This is a genomic window from Pseudobutyrivibrio sp. OR37, from assembly GCF_900113655.1.
GTDB lineage: Bacteria > Bacillota > Clostridia > Lachnospirales > Lachnospiraceae > Pseudobutyrivibrio.
In genome coordinates this window covers 1-17,139 of record NZ_FOQF01000005.1, presented here as the reverse complement: position 1 = coordinate 17,139, position 17,139 = coordinate 1, and the positions used below count along the sequence as shown (strand labels likewise).

18 protein-coding genes and 1 riboswitch are annotated in these 17,139 nt (G+C 41.9%); of the genes, 16 read left to right on the top strand and 2 right to left on the bottom strand.

Going from position 1 to position 17,139, the window contains the following annotated elements:
- The first annotated feature begins 58 nt into the window (after positions 1-58).
- The 4 genes from BM097_RS03690 to BM097_RS03675 all read left to right on the top strand — a co-directional run bounded on the left by BM097_RS03690 (position 59) and on the right by BM097_RS03675 (position 2,406).
- Positions 59-325, top strand: a complete 267-nt coding sequence (locus BM097_RS03690; protein WP_090546023.1) for a hypothetical protein — start codon at positions 59-61, stop codon at positions 323-325.
- On the top strand, positions 318-920 hold the full coding sequence (locus BM097_RS03685) for a pepsin/retropepsin-like aspartic protease family protein (RefSeq protein ID WP_090546020.1): 603 nt from the start codon (positions 318-320) through the stop codon (positions 918-920). Before BM097_RS03690 ends, BM097_RS03685 begins: the two co-directional genes overlap by 8 nt.
- 523 nt (positions 921-1,443) lie before the next feature.
- On the top strand, positions 1,444-1,815 hold the full coding sequence (locus BM097_RS03680) for a desulfoferrodoxin family protein (protein ID WP_090546018.1): 372 nt from the start codon (positions 1,444-1,446) through the stop codon (positions 1,813-1,815).
- A gap of 96 nt (positions 1,816-1,911) precedes the next feature.
- Complete coding sequence (locus tag BM097_RS03675) at positions 1,912-2,406, top strand: shikimate kinase (protein WP_090546016.1); 495 nt, start codon at positions 1,912-1,914, stop codon at positions 2,404-2,406.
- 112 nt (positions 2,407-2,518) lie between these two features.
- Here BM097_RS03675 and BM097_RS03670 read toward each other — a convergent pair whose 3' ends face one another.
- A complete protein-coding gene (locus BM097_RS03670; RefSeq protein WP_242944651.1) occupies positions 2,519-3,226 on the bottom strand; it encodes a hypothetical protein in 708 nt (235 codons plus the stop codon).
- 177 nt (positions 3,227-3,403) lie between these two features.
- Here BM097_RS03670 and BM097_RS03665 point away from each other — a divergent pair, with 177 nt between their 5' ends.
- Genes BM097_RS03665 through BM097_RS03650 form a run of 4 tightly spaced genes read left to right on the top strand, consistent with a single transcriptional unit; the run spans position 3,404 to position 7,196 of the window.
- Entirely contained in the window at positions 3,404-4,618 is a 1,215-nt protein-coding gene (locus BM097_RS03665; RefSeq protein ID WP_090546014.1) for a DUF6273 domain-containing protein, read from the top strand.
- 9 nt (positions 4,619-4,627) lie between these two features.
- On the top strand, positions 4,628-5,383 hold the full coding sequence (locus tag BM097_RS03660) for a GNAT family N-acetyltransferase (protein ID WP_090546012.1): 756 nt from the start codon (positions 4,628-4,630) through the stop codon (positions 5,381-5,383).
- 2 nt (positions 5,384-5,385) lie between these two features.
- The gene (locus BM097_RS03655) at positions 5,386-6,219 is read left to right on the top strand and encodes an AraC family transcriptional regulator (protein ID WP_090546011.1); all 834 of its coding nucleotides are present in this window, start codon (positions 5,386-5,388) and stop codon (positions 6,217-6,219) included.
- Positions 6,219-7,196: a ribonuclease H family protein gene (locus BM097_RS03650; RefSeq protein WP_090546008.1), complete on the top strand. Its 978-nt coding sequence runs from the start codon at positions 6,219-6,221 to the stop codon at positions 7,194-7,196. Before BM097_RS03655 ends, BM097_RS03650 begins: the two co-directional genes overlap by 1 nt.
- A 12-nt stretch (positions 7,197-7,208) precedes the next feature.
- On the opposite strand, the gene BM097_RS03645 is transcribed toward BM097_RS03650, so the two are convergent.
- Positions 7,209-8,243: an aldo/keto reductase gene (locus BM097_RS03645; RefSeq protein ID WP_090546006.1), complete on the bottom strand. Its 1,035-nt coding sequence runs from the start codon at positions 8,241-8,243 to the stop codon at positions 7,209-7,211.
- Between the two features lie 116 nt (positions 8,244-8,359).
- Positions 8,360-8,474: riboswitch (FMN riboswitch) on the top strand.
- 126 nt (positions 8,475-8,600) lie between these two features.
- Between BM097_RS03645 and ribD the strand changes: the two genes are divergently transcribed.
- The 8 genes from ribD to BM097_RS16475 all read left to right on the top strand — a co-directional run.
- Entirely contained in the window at positions 8,601-9,698 is a 1,098-nt protein-coding gene (ribD, locus tag BM097_RS03640; protein WP_090546004.1) for a bifunctional diaminohydroxyphosphoribosylaminopyrimidine deaminase/5-amino-6-(5-phosphoribosylamino)uracil reductase RibD, read from the top strand.
- The gene (gene ribE, locus BM097_RS03635; RefSeq protein WP_090546002.1) at positions 9,698-10,330 is read left to right on the top strand and encodes a riboflavin synthase; all 633 of its coding nucleotides are present in this window, start codon (positions 9,698-9,700) and stop codon (positions 10,328-10,330) included. Before ribD ends, ribE begins: the two co-directional genes overlap by 1 nt.
- Entirely contained in the window at positions 10,291-11,487 is a 1,197-nt protein-coding gene (locus tag BM097_RS03630; protein WP_090546000.1) for a bifunctional 3,4-dihydroxy-2-butanone-4-phosphate synthase/GTP cyclohydrolase II, read from the top strand. The genes ribE and BM097_RS03630 overlap by 40 nt, the downstream gene beginning before the upstream one ends.
- 71 nt (positions 11,488-11,558) lie before the next feature.
- Positions 11,559-12,026 carry a 6,7-dimethyl-8-ribityllumazine synthase gene (ribH, locus tag BM097_RS03625; protein ID WP_090545998.1) on the top strand — a complete coding sequence of 156 codons (468 nt, stop codon included), beginning with the start codon at positions 11,559-11,561 and terminating at the stop codon, positions 12,024-12,026.
- 143 nt (positions 12,027-12,169) lie between these two features.
- Positions 12,170-13,654 carry an L-fucose/L-arabinose isomerase family protein gene (locus BM097_RS03620; RefSeq protein ID WP_090545996.1) on the top strand — a complete coding sequence of 495 codons (1,485 nt, stop codon included), beginning with the start codon at positions 12,170-12,172 and terminating at the stop codon, positions 13,652-13,654.
- Positions 13,655-13,803: 149 nt separating this feature from the next.
- A complete protein-coding gene (gene xylB, locus BM097_RS03615; RefSeq protein ID WP_090545994.1) occupies positions 13,804-15,261 on the top strand; it encodes a xylulokinase in 1,458 nt (485 codons plus the stop codon).
- A gap of 187 nt (positions 15,262-15,448) precedes the next feature.
- Positions 15,449-16,672, top strand: a complete 1,224-nt coding sequence (locus BM097_RS03610) for an AGE family epimerase/isomerase (protein WP_090545992.1) — start codon at positions 15,449-15,451, stop codon at positions 16,670-16,672.
- Between the two features lie 285 nt (positions 16,673-16,957).
- Positions 16,958-17,139, top strand: a 182-nt coding sequence (locus tag BM097_RS16475; protein ID WP_443197881.1) for a hypothetical protein, incomplete at its 3' end; no start/stop codon positions are given.

Sequence of the window (17,139 nt, the reverse complement as noted above, 5' to 3'; positions counted from 1 at the left end):
TAGGTGAATTATAGTTCATAATGGATGTATATATATTATTAGAACAGGAGGTAGAATAATGGTGAAATCAAATAAAAAGTTAACGATAGACGACCTTTCTGTAGGAATGAAAGTTAAATTTGAACAAATCTCAGATATATATGGTGCTTGGATATATATTAATCCTAAGACTGCTCACGACGAGTACATTGAAGTTTTATATTTCTGTACAGACGAGACTCGTGATGAGGCTAAGATTGATGCTATTACTAAGAAGTATGGAAAAATAAGTGTCATTTATCAGCCAGAATTCTATAGGGATGATGAAGAGGTGTTTGATGACTAGAGGTTTTCTTGAGCTTGAATTAACGCAATCCCGTGAATTTAGAACAGATTTTGCTTGTTCGATAAATGGCATTGAATTGGAGTTCCCATATCTGGGAAGAAAAACAGGTGTTAAGATTGACACAGGTGCTTTTGGAACATTGATTCCATTAAGGACTCTTGGCTGGACACCAACACAGATTAATAATCTTATTGATTATTATTTAGAGAATGACAGAAGTAAGTTCTCCGTTGTACACGGAGTTGAGGCACTTAATAAGTTGAGTGCTTCAAATCTTATATCTCAGTCGGATGATTTTATTAGAAATTTTTCAGGTCTGGCTATTAAAGTACACGCTGATTATATACAGGTGGCTGATATAGTTTTTGAGGATGTTGATATCCGAGTTACTACTGCAACTAGTGGCAATGTTCTGTTAGGTATGGATTTACTTAGCAGGATGGATGTTCATATAGGGGAAAGCAAGATATTGAAAAATACATTACTTCTTGCTTGTCCTAATAATACTATGTGTGATGAGTATTTTTTGAATTTGGAGAATCATTTCCAACTGGGAACCACGGTTAATGCTGCGGTAAGTAGAAGATACCATTAAATTTATATTAGATTTTCAAGACCTTATCGGTGCGTTTAGCAAATTGTCAGGTTTAACCTGTGGTTTAACTTATAAATGCAGAGGAAACAAATTGTCACCGGTTGAGGAGGCGGCTAGGCTATGGAAATTGCTCCGAAAGAGGCTCTGGAAGCATCTCTAGGAATTATTTTTTTTAGCTATGCATCCCAGAGGGCAAAAAACATGATTTGGGCTGCATGGTTTTTAGGAAGTTTACGGTAATAGCTGCATTTTAGTGGTATATCCCGTAATTTACAGATAAAGAAGCGGACTATAATATACGGCATGTAATATATGTGGCATAGTTGCGCCACACCCTCTAAAAATATGCATCCCGTTTTGGGGTTTTTAGCATTTGGGATGCATAAGCAATTTCTATTACATATATTTTTGAAGGAATATGTCAATAAACAGTGAAATGAGATGTTTTCTTCTCAGAAATATGGTATAAGGTATTTATAGGTATTTTTACTGTTACTGGCGTATGAGTAAAAGGAGGTTGGCTATGAAATTTTTTGTTTGTAGTGTGTGTGGCAATTTTGTCAGCATGATTAAGGAATCCGGGGCTCCTATGACTTGCTGCGGACAGAAGATGAAGGAACTGGTTCCTGGAACATCTGATGGTGCAGTTGAGAAGCATGTACCTGTATACAAGGTAGATGGTAATAAAGTCACAGTTACTGTTGGTTCCGTAGAGCATCCAATGGCTCCAGAGCATTACATTGAGTGGATTGCTGTTGAGACTGCTCAGGGTGCTCAGCGCAAGGTGCTTAATCCTGGAGATAAGCCATGTGCAGAGTTTTTGCTTACAGATGGTGATTCAGTGGTTGGTGTATATGCATATTGCAATTTACACGGACTTTGGAAAGCGGAATAATTGAAAATTATTGGGCCTGGCTGCAAGCTAGGCCTTTCTTTTTGCAGTCTGTTATGGCATAATATTTCCAATTTATTAGGCATGAGGAGAATAGCTATGAAGGAAAATATTGTTTTGATTGGTATGCCAGGTGTTGGAAAAAGCACTCTTGGGGTTGTTCTTGCAAAGGAATTGGGCTTTCAGTTCGTGGATGCAGATTTGCTGATTCAGGAGCGTGAAAATCGTCTTTTAAAGGAGATTATTGCTGAAGACGGAGTGGAAGGCTTTCTTAAGATTGAAAATGACGTTAATGCTTCAATAAGGGCTGAAAAGACGGTAATTGCCACCGGCGGAAGCGTTATTTATGGAGCAGAGGCCATGGAGCATTTGAAGGAAATTGGAACAGTGGTTTATTTGAAGCTGGATTACGATACCCTTGATAGCCGACTGGGAAATCTTAAGGGACGTGGTGTGGTTTTAAAGGATGGCCAGACTCTTCAGGATTTGTATAATGAAAGAATTCCTCTCTACGAGAAATATGCCGATGTGATTGTAGACGAGGGCGGCCTGGACCTAGAACAAACTCTAACACAGGTTTTAAAGCAAATATAAAAGCCATCTAGTAGGTAACAAGCTCAAATATTTCTTAAGCGAAGCTTTTTATGCTGAGCGAAGAAATAATTTGGCTTGTTACCGTAACTAGATGGCTTTGTTATTTCACAGTTTATTGTCTTTCAGATACCTTCTTGTATCCAGTCTTTACCAGCCACTTCTGGTCGATGATTTTGATTTCATCGCCGAATGCGATGTGAAGTCTTACAGATGATGGCTGCTTTTCAATATCCTTTACAGTGCCTTCACCGAATTTAGGGTGAGATACTGTGTCTCCAATTTCATATTTAATCTTGGAATTTTCCATATTTTTATATGCGCGCTGTGTGCGGTATGTGTCAAGCATCTGCACCTGAGCGTGATCAACGTTTGGACGTTTTAATACAGAATCATAATCTACCTTTTTAAGACTCTGGCCTTCTACATAGTAATCAGATGGAATAGCGCCGATTAAGCTACAGCAATATTTCCATGCGCTACCGTGAACACCAGGCTGCCAAGTGTATTCGCTAGGAATACTGATATGGCGTGTCATATAGTGTGCATATTCATGCTTGTAAAGATTGATGCGGTCTGTTTTTGATAGCTGCTCATTCAAGCAAAAGCCAATAAAGAATAATGAGAACTGGAACTGTTCTTCATCATCATAAGATGGTGGAAGATAAGAGCCTAATGCCTTTTCGTCCATTCCAAAGGTGATAGGAACCTCGGCACCATGCAAGCCAAGCTTGTGGTCCAATACGGAGTATAGTGCAGTGATTTCTGCTCTAAGCACAGGTTCCTCATCATGTAACATTTTGAACATTTGTTGCTTAGTCATTGTGTCTCCTTAAAATCGATATAACTTACAAAAAAATAGTATATCAACTGAAGTTGATTTTTACAATTAAAGGTGATAATTTTGTTAATTTTTTCCGATAAGTTTGACTTTGAAATTGCCGAATATTAGTATAAAAATATAAAGGGGAGTATGACAATTAAAAGGTAGGAGTGAGCTATGAAAAATAGAATCTACAGATTTAAGAGATTTGTGGCTATATCTTTGGCTGCACTGATGGTTGCCACTGTTGCAAGTCCATCCATCATTTCAGAAGCAGCTAAAAAGAAATCTTCTGGCCCAACATACGCGGCAGGAGATGATATTGCCTTTGGACATCTTGATGGTAGCATTCTTAGTTGGACAATTCTGAACTATGATGATACCACAAAAACTGCCCTTGTAATTTCGAGAAAAGGGTTAAATTCTAAATCCATTGTGGATTATAGAAGAGCAATTGAAAATGTATATAAAATCGCTGGAAAGCCACCAGCTTACGTGAGATGGTCTGAAAACTATTGGAGAGGTTGGCTGAACGATACCTTCTATAAAAACTGCTTCACAGATAATGAGCGTGCAAAGATAATCAAGACCACCCTTACAGCAGAGGCAGCCAAAAACAGTATCCAGAATTTTTACCATGATACATCCTTAGATGCGTATTATCTGGCTAATGGAAAGAAGAATCCAATGTTTATGGATATCTACGAGTCTCAGACCACAAGTGTAGACCATATTTTCTTCTTATCAACAGATGAGTTTACCACTTATAAGGATACAATCAAGTTTGAAACAGCGATTTGGCCTCTTAGAACCAACGCTTATGATGATCCGGGACAGGGACTATTTGTAAACGATACCACAAAGCTTGTGGAGAGAAAGTATTATTATTCCGGAGATTCTATCAGACCAGCTATGTACATCAGACTGGGCGTGCCTGAAGCTGATGATTCAGCCTCAAAGGATTCTAAGACAGCCACTAGTACAAATAAAACTACCGACAAGAAGACTACAGAAACAGCAAGTACAACAAAAAGCACAGCAACGGCTACAGATACAACTAAAACAGCAAAAGCTACTACCAGCACAAAAAAGACAGCAAAAAAGAGCTATGCCAACAATGGTACTAATGTAGGAAATATTACCCTGCCAGATGACGCAGCCTATACCTTGAAGCCAGGTGGAACGGCGCAGGTGGCGCTTGATATGGATTACCTAAACAGCACAGACAAGCAATACAATATTACCTACAAAACCTCGGACGCTAATATTTTTACTGTCGATTCCACTGGGAAAATCACTGCAGCTAGTTCTGGTACAGCAAATCTGACTGTGCGCATGAAAAAATCAAACGGCAAGGTGTATACTATGTCTTGTAGAATTGATGTGAGCTAGGAGCAATTAGTGACAGAAAAAAATTACTTACGAAACAAAATTATTATTAATAATGTAAACGAATTACAGCCTGACTATGAAAGTGGCACGTTGGTGCTCACTGAAAGTCAGGCTGTTGTTGATGAATGCAATTTACGGGGGATTCCTGTTGCCGGCATAGAAACGGAGGGTGGAAAAAGCCTTAGCTGCCAGCAGCTGGTGATGGATGTTGAGGAGCTGGAGGATGAGGATTTAGAAAGAATCTATAGAAGATGCGCAGGGATTCCATGGGATATCGCATATACGAAGCGATGCTACATAAGAGAGTACTCTGAAGCAGACCTGGATGATTTGTTTGCACTATATGCACAGCCTCACATGACCGATTACATGGAGCCTCTTTTTGAATATCAGGAGGAGAAGGAATACGAAAGAAATTATATTGAATACATTTATAAGCTCTATGGCTTTGGAATGTGGTTGATTTTCGACAGATTCACAGGTAAATTAATAGGTAGAGCAGGAATCGAAGTCCGTGATACCTGCGATAAAGAAAATCAGGCGGAGCTAGGATTTGCTATCAGTACCACCAGATGGAGGCAGGGACTTGCATTTGAGGTATGCTCAAAGATAGTGGAGCTGGCGAAGGAGGAATATGGCCTGAGCAGTCTTATTGCAAGATGTGCTCCTGATAACGAAGCCAGCAAGGGACTTTTAGCAAAGCTGGGATTTGAACAGGTTGGCTTTGAAGCGGACGGTGATTGTAGGTTTTTTAGGGAGATTTAAGAATGGATTTAAAAGATTATCAGCATGAAGTTATTGTGACTGATGAAGGGCTACCTTTCAAGCTCTTCGCCTTTGAAGGGCAGGATGGCGGCTATATTAGAGATAAGCATTGGCATCGCTCTATCGAGATTTTTGCAGTGTGGGAGGGCAAGCTAGATTTTACACTTCACGAGAAGAAGTTCCCTCTTACAAACGGTGAATTTGTTATTGTAAACAGCAATGAGGTGCATAGCATTGTTGCGCCTGAGCCAAACAGAACAGTAGTGTTACAGATTCCGCAGGAGACCTTTGAGGATTATTTTACAGATGATCAGTTCATCTGGTTTTCACATGGTGACAGAGAGACAGACCACAGAGTGTTTACTCTCTTGCAGGAGATGTATCTTATTTATACAAATGGTGAAGAGGCTAATAAGCTACAGGTGCTCAGCCTTTATTACGAGCTTCTTTACATCCTGGTTACAAAATATCGTAAATTCAATGTAAACGAGGACATTTTAAAGAACAGTAAGCAGTTGAAAAAGCTTTCAAATATCACAAGATATATGAAGGACCATTATTCAGAGAGCATTACACTAGAGTCGATGGCAGAGCAGTTTAACTATTCGCCATCTTATCTATCCAGAATGTTCCAAAAGCATGCTGGAATTAATTTTAAGGATTATCTTTTGGGCATTAGATTGGAGCATGCAGTACGCGAATTAGAAGAGACAAATGGGCAGATAGTTGATATTGCTCTTGGAAATGGCTTCCCAAATTCTAAGGCATTTTCAAATGCCTTTAGGGATAAATATGGCATTTTACCTAGCGAATACAGAAGGAGTAACGATAAATAATGGCAAAAAAGGTCTATGCAATAAAGGCAGGCAGAAAGCCTGGGATTTATAACACATGGGACGAAGCAAAGGCTCAGGTAGATGGCTTTAAAGGTGCTATCTACAAGGGCTTTACTTCTATGGAAGAAGCAAAGGCTTTTATGGAAGGAGCCACCACTTCCACTACTGGCGCCGCTAAATCCGTTGCCGTTAAGAATGATATTGTTTCATCAAAGGCAGCCTTTGAGAATCTTCAGAAGGTCACTGTAGAAGATGGGGGCAAGTTCAATATTATGGATGCCACTATCAAGAATCAGTGCCTTGATAAGGTTGCCCTTGTTTCAAAGGCCTTCAAGACCGCCTTCGCAAATCCTGTTGATGTGGAATTAATAAACAGTAACGAGGATGTGCAGACTCTTAAGGTCCGCTATGGATACGATTTTTCAGATATAAATACAAGTGAAAATATTGCCTTCGTTGATGGAGGCGGAGATAAGGTGGGGGCTAATTTTGAAAGCACCCGCATTCTTTTTGGTGTAGTTTTTTATGACGCCAGCAAAAATCAGCTTTCTATGTATCGCTATGCGCTAGAGCGTGGTGAAGATTTTGATTGGCTGTTTAGAGCCAGCAACGTAGCTGGAGAAGAGCTTGCTGCTTTGTTTGCCATCTATATCGCCAGCAGATTAGGCCTAAAGCAGCTTCATATCTATCAGGACAACAATCTTCCTGCCAAATACTATTCTGGCGCCTTCAAGAAAATCCACAAGCTGGATGATTACATGCTTCAGATTTTCATCAACGCCAGCATCCAGTATTTAAAGCAGGGTATGGATGTAAATTTCTTATACGTTCCTTCTGAACATGCTGCCTACAAGGACAAATCTAAGGCCACAAAGGGCAGAAGTGTCTACGAATCTCAGGACATTCCAAAACTTCCATTTGAAATGGCAGAATTCCTAAACGGAGTATCAGACAGACTGGCGGATTACCGCCAGTAAGCCTGGTTTTTATTACACAGTTCTATTCCCAGCCAGTACCTCGTGGTAATCCTCAAGGTTCTTTCTTAAGAGTGTAGGTATTTGTAGCTCGTATGGGCAGTGGGTCATGCATTTGCCGCAGTCTACGCAGGCGTTGATTTTTTCCATTTCTGCCTGCCAGTAGTCGCTTAGCCATGAAGCGCTAGGTGCGCGGCGAAGCATTAGGGACATGCGGTTGCATTGGTTGATTTGGATGCCTACGGTACATGGCATGCAGTAGCCACAGCCACGGCAGAAATCACCCATAAGCTCTGTACGTTCCTTTTCTATATATGCTTTGATTTCATCATCCATTTCTGGAGTGTTATCCATCATTGCAAGCCATTCGTCTAATTCAGATTCACGCTGAATTCCCCAAATAGGAACAACTCCATCAAACTGAGAAACGAATGCCATGGCAGCCTTTGAGTGAGTGATAAGTCCTCCAGCCAAGCCCTTCATACCGATGAATCCCATGTTGTGTTCATTGCAAAGCCTGATAAGCTCTAGCTCCTTGTCAGTGGCAAGGTAGCTCATAGGATATTGCAAGGTCTCGTAAAGACCTGATTCGATAATGGCTTTTGCAACACCAAGCTTGTGGGCAGTGCCTGCAATGTGACGAATCTTGCCCTGAGCCTTGGCTTCAAGCATGCACTCGTATAATCCGGTGCCATCACCAGGCTTAAAGCATTCAGGCATCATGTGGAACTGATATATGTCGATGTAATCAGTTTTTAGATTGGTGAGAGAGGTATCTAAATCCTTCCAAAAATCCTCTGGAGTTTTTGCAGCAGTTTTTGTGGCGATGATAATATCTTCACGCTTAACATAGCCTGTGCCGAAGGCCTCTCCAAGCTTTATTTCACTGTCAGAATATGCTCTCGCAGTGTCAAAAAATCGCATACCACCGTCGTATGCTTTTCTAAGAATCTTAACGGCCTCATCAACAGATACGCGCTGGATTGGTAGAGCGCCAAATCCGTTTTGAGGAACCTTTATGCCAGTACTTCCTAAAATGATTTCCTTCATATGAAATCCTCCTTTTAAAGATATTATAAGTGAAAGATTGAAATACTCAATGGAAAAAATCTTTTAACAAATGCTTGACACTATATAGGTCTTGTCGTAAAATCTTCTCAATTAAATAACATCTTCAGGGCAGGGTGTGATTCCCTACCGGTGGTATAGCCCACGAGCCGCAAGGCATGATTCGGTGTGATTCCGAAGCCGACAGTATAGTCTGGATGAAAGAAGATATGTGATTTATCAATGGATTATTACGCCCTGGGATTATTGTAATCTCAGGGCGTTTGTTGATTTATTGATGGATTCTATTTGTGTAAAAGTCCTGGAGAAATCTGGGACTTTTTTTCGTGGGAGGAAAAGATGGAAGACAAAAATTACATGCAGCGAGCAATTGAGCTGGCAAAGAAAGGAGCAGGCTTTGTAAATCCCAATCCGATGGTGGGAGCTGTTATAGTCAAGGACGGGAAAGTTATTGGAGAAGGATATCATGAACAATTTGGTGGGCTACATGCTGAAAGAAATGCATTAAAAGACTGTAAGGCAAAAGGCACTTCGCCTTCAGGAGCCACCATGTATGTGACATTAGAGCCTTGCTGTCATTATGGCAAAACACCACCATGCACAGAGGCCATTATTGAAAGTGGAATAAGCCGAGTGGTCATAGGCACCCTTGATGTGAATCCTGTGGTGGCAGGAAAGGGAGCAGAAATACTAAGGGCAAATGGCATAAGAGTTGAGGTGGGGATTCTTGCTGAAGAGTGCAAAAAGCTAAACCGGGTGTTTAACAAATATGTAGTCACTGGCCAGCCCTACATCGTTATGAAATATGCCATGACAGCTGATGGAAAGATAGCCACAGCCAGTGGGGAATCAAAGTGGATAACAGGTGATGAGGCAAGAGAAAATGTGCATAGGCTTCGCAAGAATTTGTCGGGAATTATGGTAGGTGTGAATACCGTAATTACGGATAATCCAATGCTTGATTGTCGCCTTGATGAAGCTGCAAAAAATCCTGTTCGAATTATATGTGATTCGTATTTACGAACTCCCCTGGATTCTAATGTGGTAAAAACAGCAGATAAAATTGATACCATTATTGCCACAGCATGTGATGATGAAAAAAAGGTCGCTGAGTATGAAAAAAGAGGCTGTAAGATATTGATTCTTCCAAAGGAAAAGACTGGGATTGATTTAAAAAGTCTTATGCTAGAGCTTGGAAAAATGGGGATTGATAGCGTGCTTATTGAAGGCGGTGGAACACTAAATTACAGCGCCTTGGAAAGCAAAATTGTTGATGAAATTCACATCCACATGGCTCCAAAGATTTTTGGAGGAAGCAGCAAATCACCTGTGGAAGGGCTTGGGATTGATGACATCACAAAGGCCATCAAGCTGAATCCTATCAATACAACCTGGGCAGGGACGGATTTGATTATAGAAAACGAGGTGGTGTACTGATGTTTACAGGAATAGTTGAGGAGCTGGGAACAGTTGCAAGAATCATAAGGGGCAGTAGCAGGCAGCGGATATCTATAGGCTGTAGCAAAATCCTTGAGGATATTCATATAGGCGATAGCATTGCAGTAAACGGTGTGTGCCTAACAGTGGTGAAATTCACAGACCATGGCTTTTCAGCTGATGTAATGAATGAAACCTTTATGCGCTCTAGCCTTGGGGCGCTTAAATCAGGAAGCCCTGTAGATTTGGAGCGGGCTATGCTTGCAGGTGGCAGATTTGGCGGACATATTGTAAGCGGTCACATTGATGGCACAGGTGTGATAAAAAGCATCAGATTAGATGCAAATGCAGTCTGGTTTGAGATTAAGGCTGAGAAAAAAATCCTAGATGGTATCGTGGAAAAAGGCTCCATCACAATAGATGGAATCAGCCTTACGGTGGCAGAAGTGGGGCGAGATAGCTTTAAGGTCAGCATCATTCCACACACCCTGCAGGAGACAGTGCTAGGTCACAGGAAAAATGGAGATATAGTGAATCTGGAAAATGATGTAGTTGGAAAATATATAATGAAGCTTTTAGGAAAGGAAGAACAATGCAAAGAGAGTCGATTGAAAGAGCTATTGATGATTTGAAAAATGGCAAGGTCATTATGGTGATGGATGATGAAGGGCGAGAGAACGAAGGAGACTTCATTTGTGCAGCAGAGTTTGCATCTACTGAAAATGTAAATCTCATGGCCACAGTGGGAAAGGGATTAATCTGTATGCCAATGAGCGAGGCCCTTGCAGAAAAGCTGGCGCTGTCTCCTATGGTTGCCCATAACACAGACAATCACGAAACCGCATTTACGATATCCATTGATTATGTGGAAACAACCACTGGCATATCGGCAGCAGAACGTGCCCATACAGCCAGAAGCTGTGTAAATGATGCGGTGACACCATTTGATTTCAGACGCCCAGGCCACATGTTTCCGCTGGTGGCAAAGCCAGGAGGCGTAATTGAGCGCCCAGGCCATACAGAGGCCACAGTGGATTTGATGAAGCTGGCAGGGCTAAAGGAATGTGGACTTTGCTGTGAGATTATGGCAGAGGATGGCAATATGATGCGAGGCGAGGCTTTGCGCAAGCTGGCAGAGGAATTGGGGATAAGCTTTATCACAATCCCAGAGCTTGTGGAATACAGAAAGGTGTACGACAAGCTGGTGGAATGTGTATCTATCGCAAAAATGCCAACACGCTACGGAGAGTTTATGGCTCACTGCTACATCAATAAGCTTAATGGAGAACACCATGTGGCCCTTGTCATGGGAGATATCAGTGATGGGCAAGATGTGTTATGTCGTGTTCATTCTGAATGCCTGACAGGAGATGTATTTGGTTCTATGCGCTGTGACTGTGGCCAGCAGTTTGACGCAGCCATGAAGGCAATCGCAAGGGAAGGCCGAGGAGTGCTTTTATACATGCGCCAGGAGGGCCGAGGCATTGGACTTGTGAATAAGCTAAAGGCATACAAGCTTCAGGATGAAGGCATGGATACACTAGATGCCAACATAGCATTAGGGTTCCCAGGAGACATGCGAGAGTATTACACCGGTGCCCAGATTCTTAGGGACCTTGGAATCCATTCCCTAAATCTTCTTACAAACAATCCCGACAAGGTCTACCAGCTAAGTGATTACGGAATGGAGATAGCCCGCCGCGTTCCAATCGAAATAGAAGCAAACAAATATGATGTGTTCTATCTAAAAACAAAGAAAGCACGCATGGGACATATATTGGAAGTCTAAAAGCCTTCTCCCTCTGGGAGAAGGTGTCTGCGAAGCAGACGGATGAGGGCATATTTAAAAGGAGGATAAAAATGAAAGTTTACGAAGGAAAATTAGTATCAGAAGGTGTAAAAGTAGGCATTGTAGTAGCCCGCTTCAACGAATTCATCACATCAAAGCTTTTAGGTGGTGCAATCGACGGCCTAAAGCGTGAAAATGTAAAGGAAGAAAACATCGAAGTGGCCTGGGTGCCAGGTGCCTTTGAAATCCCACTTATTGCCAAAAAGATGGCTGATAGTAAAAAATATGATGCAATAATTTGTCTTGGAGCAGTTATCCGTGGGGCAACATCTCACTACGATTATGTATGTGCAGAGGTTTCAAAGGGTGTGGCTCAGGTTAGCATGAACGCAGGAATCCCAGTAATGTTTGGGGTGCTTACAACAGACACAATAGAGCAGGCTGTAGAGCGCGCCGGCACTAAGGCTGGCAACAAAGGCTTTGAGTGTGCCCAGGGGGCAATCGAGATGGTTAATCTTATCAACGAGCTGAAAAAATAATAAAGACAAAAAATTGACATCACATAGTAAAGATTTAAAAGTCTCATGAAATTTTTGTTTGATATTATAGCATTATCAAACAAATCGTTTATGAGGCTTTATTTTTTGTAAAAGGAGCCGGTATTTTAAGGAGGGTAATTAAAATGACAAACATGCCAAATGTTAAAATTGGTGTAGTAGCAGTTTCTCGTGACTGCTTTCCAGAAAGCTTATCAGTAAATAGAAGAAAGGCACTTATCGAGGCCTATACAAAGAAGTACGGTTCAGAGCACATCTATGAGTGCCCAGTATGTATCGTAGAGAGCGAAATCCACATGGTTCAGGCTCTTGAAGATATCAAGAAAGCTGGATGTAACGCACTTTGCGTATACCTTGGAAACTTTGGTCCAGAAATCTCTGAGACACTTCTTGCTAAGCACTTTGATGGACCTAAGATGTTCTGTGCAGCAGCTGAGGAGACAGGCAATAGCCTTCTCGATGGTAGAGGAGATGCTTACTGCGGTATGCTTAATGCTTCTTACAACCTTCAGCTTCGCAATGTTAAAGCTTACATCCCAGAGTATCCAGTAGGTGATGCTGAGGATTGTGCAGATATGATTCACGATTTTGAGCCTATCGCTCGTGCCGTAATCGCACTTTCAGACCTTAAGATTATCAGCTTTGGTCCAAGACCAATGAACTTCCTTGCTTGCAACGCACCAATCAAGCAGCTTTACAACCTTGGTGTTGAAATCGAAGAGAACTCAGAGCTTGACCTTTTCGAAGCATTCAACAAGCACGCTGGTGATAGCCGTATCCCAGAAGTTGTTGCAGATATGGAGAAGGAGCTTGGCGCTGGTAACAAGAAGCCAGAGGTTCTTGAGAAGCTTGCTCAGTACGAGCTTACACTTAAGGATTGGGTAAGAGATCACAAGGGATATCGTAAATACGTAGCAATCGCTGGCAAGTGCTGGCCTGCATTCCAGACACAGTTTGGTTTCGTTCCTTGCTATGTAAACTCACGTCTTACAGGTGAAGGAATCCCTGTATCATGCGAGGTTGATATCTACGGATGTCTTTCAGAGTTCATCGGTACAGTTGTATCAGAGGATGTTGTAACACTTCTTGATATCAACAACTCAGTACCAAAGGATATGTACAATGAGGAAATCAAGGGTAAGACAGATTACACACTTGAGGATACATTCATGGGATTCCACTGCGGAAATACATGCTCTAGAAAGCTTGCATTCTGCGAGATGAGAAACCAGAAAATCATGGCTAGAGCACTTCCTGTAGAGGTTACAAACGGAACACTTGAAGGTGATATCGCTCCAGGTGAAATCACATTCTACAGACTCCAGTCTACAGCTGACAACAAGCTTCGCGCTTACATTGCACAGGGTGAAGTTCTTGATGTTCGCACAAAGTCATTCGGTTCAATCGGTGTATTCGCTATTCCAGAAATGGGACGCTTCTACCGTCACTGGTTAATCGAGAAGGGATTCCCACATCACGGAGCTGTTGCATTCGGTCACTTCGGAAAGGCATTATTTGAAGTATTCAAATATATCGGCGTAGAAGTAGATGAGATTGGTTACAATCAGCCAGCAGGTGTAAGATATCCAACAGAGAATCCTTGGAGATAATATAAGGCTTCCCCCTCTGGGGGAAGCTGTCAGCGTAGCTGACTGATGAGGGGATATTTACTATAATATGCCCTCATCCACCGCTAATGCGGTCCCCCTTCCCCCAGAGGGGGAAGGCTTTTTTTATTTTTATAAAGGAGATTATAGTTATGTATTATATCGGAGTTGATTTAGGAACTTCTGCAGTTAAGCTACTCCTGATGTCAGGGGATGGCACGATTGCAAAAATCGTTTCAAAAGAATACGACCTCAGCTTCCCACATCCAGGCTGGTCTGAGCAGAAGCCAGAGGACTGGTGGACTCAGGTAGTAGCTGGTATTAAGGAGCTTACTTCAGAGGTTGACAAGACTTTAGTGGCAGGTATCTCTTTCGGTGGCCAGATGCACGGTCTTGTAACACTTGATGCTGATGATAATGTTATCCGTCCAGCTATCCTTTGGAATGATGGACGTACAGGAAAAGAGACTGAATACCTTAACAACGTAATCGGAAAGGACAAGCTTTCTCAGTACACAGCAAACATCGCTTTCGCTGGTTTTACAGCTCCAAAGATTCTTTGGATGCAGGAGAACGAGCCAGACCTTTGGGCAAAGGTAGCAAAGATTATGCTTCCTAAGGATTACATTGCTTACAAGCTTTCAGGAAGCTTCTGCACAGATTATTCTGATGCCAGCGGTATGCTTCTTTTAGATGTTAAGAATCGCTGCTGGAGTAAGGAAATGATGGACATCTGCCACGTTTCAGAGTCTCAGCTTCCAAAGCTTTATGAAAGCTATGAGGTAGTAGGCAATATCAAGCCTGAAGTTGCTTCTGAGCTTGGATTTACAAATGATGTTAAGATTATCGCAGGTGCTGGCGACAATGCTGCAGCAGCTGTTGGTACAGGTACAGTAGGAGAGGGCAAGTGCAACCTTTCAATCGGTACATCAGGTACAATCTTCATCTCTAGCAAGAACTTTACAGTAGACCCTGCAAACGCACTTCACTCATTTGACCACGCTGATGGTGGTTACCACCTTATGGGATGTATGCTTTCAGCTGCATCTTGCAACAAGTGGTGGATGGATGAAATCCTTAAGACAAAGGATTATCCAGCAGAGCAGGCTGGCATCAAGAAGCTTGGTGAGAACCGTGTATTCTACCTTCCATATCTTATGGGAGAGCGTAGCCCACACAACAACCCAGATGCACGTGCTATGTTCATCGGTATGTCTATGGACACAACTCGTGAGGATATGACACAGGCTGTTCTTGAAGGTGTTGCTTTCGGTCTTCGTGATTCACTTGAGGTTGCTAGAAGCCAGGGAATCGTAATCGAGCGTTCCAAGATTTGCGGTGGTGGAGCTAAGTCGCCATTATGGCAGCAGATTATCGCATCAGTTATGAACCTTAAGCTTGATATCCTTGAGAACGAGGAAGGCCCAGGTCTTGGTGGTGCTATCCTTGCAGCAGTAGGTTGTGGCGAGTACGCATCAGTTGAAGAGGCTTGCGACAAGCTTGTAAAGGTAAAGACAACAGTTGAGCCTGATCCAGAATTAATTCGTAAATACGAAGCGAGATATCAGGAGTTCAAGAAGCTTTATCCAACAGTAAAATCATTGTTCTAATTTATATTTTATTTTTGAATTATAGAGAGCCATTCTATAGGTAACAAGCTCTATTATTTCTAAAGCGAATCATGTTAGATGAGCGTAGAAATAGTAGGCTTGTAACCGTAATAGAATGGCTTTTAGTATTCTTCAGGATATGTTAAATTATAATTAGATTGGTTGCCTTGGGGGAAAGGGGTACAATATGGAAAAATATATATTAGGTACTGCAGAGAATAAAGTCTTTGTTAGAGAGATGAGGAATAGCTTGTTGTCCTTTGGTCATCAGTTTCCATCACCTGGCGGAGGTTCTTACTATTTAGGAGATGATGGCTCTCCTTGGAAGGATAGGCCTAGAGAAACCTGGATAACAAGTCGAATGGCTCATGTTTATTCAATGGGGACTATGATGAACCATGAAGGAAGTGGGGCTTTAGCAGATGCTGCAATTAAGGGACTTCGAGGCGAGCTCCACGATGACGAACACGGTGGATGGTATGCAGGTCTGACAGCTGATGGGCAGGTTTTGCCAACTAAGCAGTGCTATGCTCATGCATTTGTTATTTTGGCTGCATCTTCAGCCTTGCTGGCCGATAGACCAGGAGCCAGAGAACTTTTGAAGGATGCTCTTGAAATATACGATAAATTCTTTTGGGATGAAAAGCTGGGGCTTTCTGTAGATACCTGGAATACTGAGTTTACACAGCTTGATGACTACAGAGGAATCAATGCAAATATGCATACAGTAGAGGCATTCCTTGCAGCAGCTGATGCCCTTGATAATGAGAATTATAGACTTAGAGCTGGGCGCATTATCAGTCATGTGATTGGATGGGCAAGGGAGAATAATTACAGGATTCCTGAGCATTTTACAAGTGATTGGAAGCCGGATTTAGAGTGTAATAAGGATAAGCCTGATGATAATTTCAAGCCTTATGGTGCAACACCAGGTCATGGAATTGAGTGGTCACGTTTGATTGTTCAGTGGGCAGTTTCCACCTATGGAAATGATGGTGAAAATACAGCAGATTACATTAAGATTGCTGAAAAGCTATATAACAGAGCAGTAGAGGATGGCTGGAATGTTGATGGAGCACCTGGCATTTGCTACACCACTGGTTGGGATGGCAAGCCAATCGTCCACGATAGAATGCATTGGACCTTGGCGGAGGCCATAAATGCATCTGCAGTGCTTTACAGAGTTACTGGCAACGAAAAATACAAAAATGATTATGCTGCATTTATGGAATATCTTGATACTAAGGTATTGGACCATGAGACAGGCTCTTGGTTCCATCAGCTTGATCGGAATAATCAGTTGCTTACTACTGTATGGCCAGGCAAATCTGATATTTATCATGCATTGCAAGCTACAATGATTCCTTACAATGAAAAGGTTGGAGTATCCATTGCAGCAGCCATTAAATAAATTGGCAGATTATGCAGTTGCCTAAAATAAGCCAAATTAAGGGTAATCAAACTATCTGAGGGGCAGTCTTTTTGAGGGGCTAGTTTGAGGGTACGGTTTGAGGGGCACTTTTGAGGGGCTGGTTTGAGGGTTCGGTTTGAGGGGCTAGCTCCATTTACATAAAAAAATAAGCCAGGATGTTCAGTTTGGTTACTGAATAGCCTGGCTTTTTTAGGACTTTATTGTCCTTGTTATCCTCTTTGAATATCATATTTTTGAGCAAATCATATGAAGGGAGGATACACATTGAATAGTATCACACAATTACTAGACCTTGAAGATAACGAAGTAATAATCAGCGATATTTCAATTCAAGGTAACACAAAAACACTTACGATTGAAACTGTTCCTTCAGCACACTTCTGCCCCTCTTGTGGCTATAAGATGCATTCGCGTGGAGTGAAAAATAGAACAATCAATCATCCAAT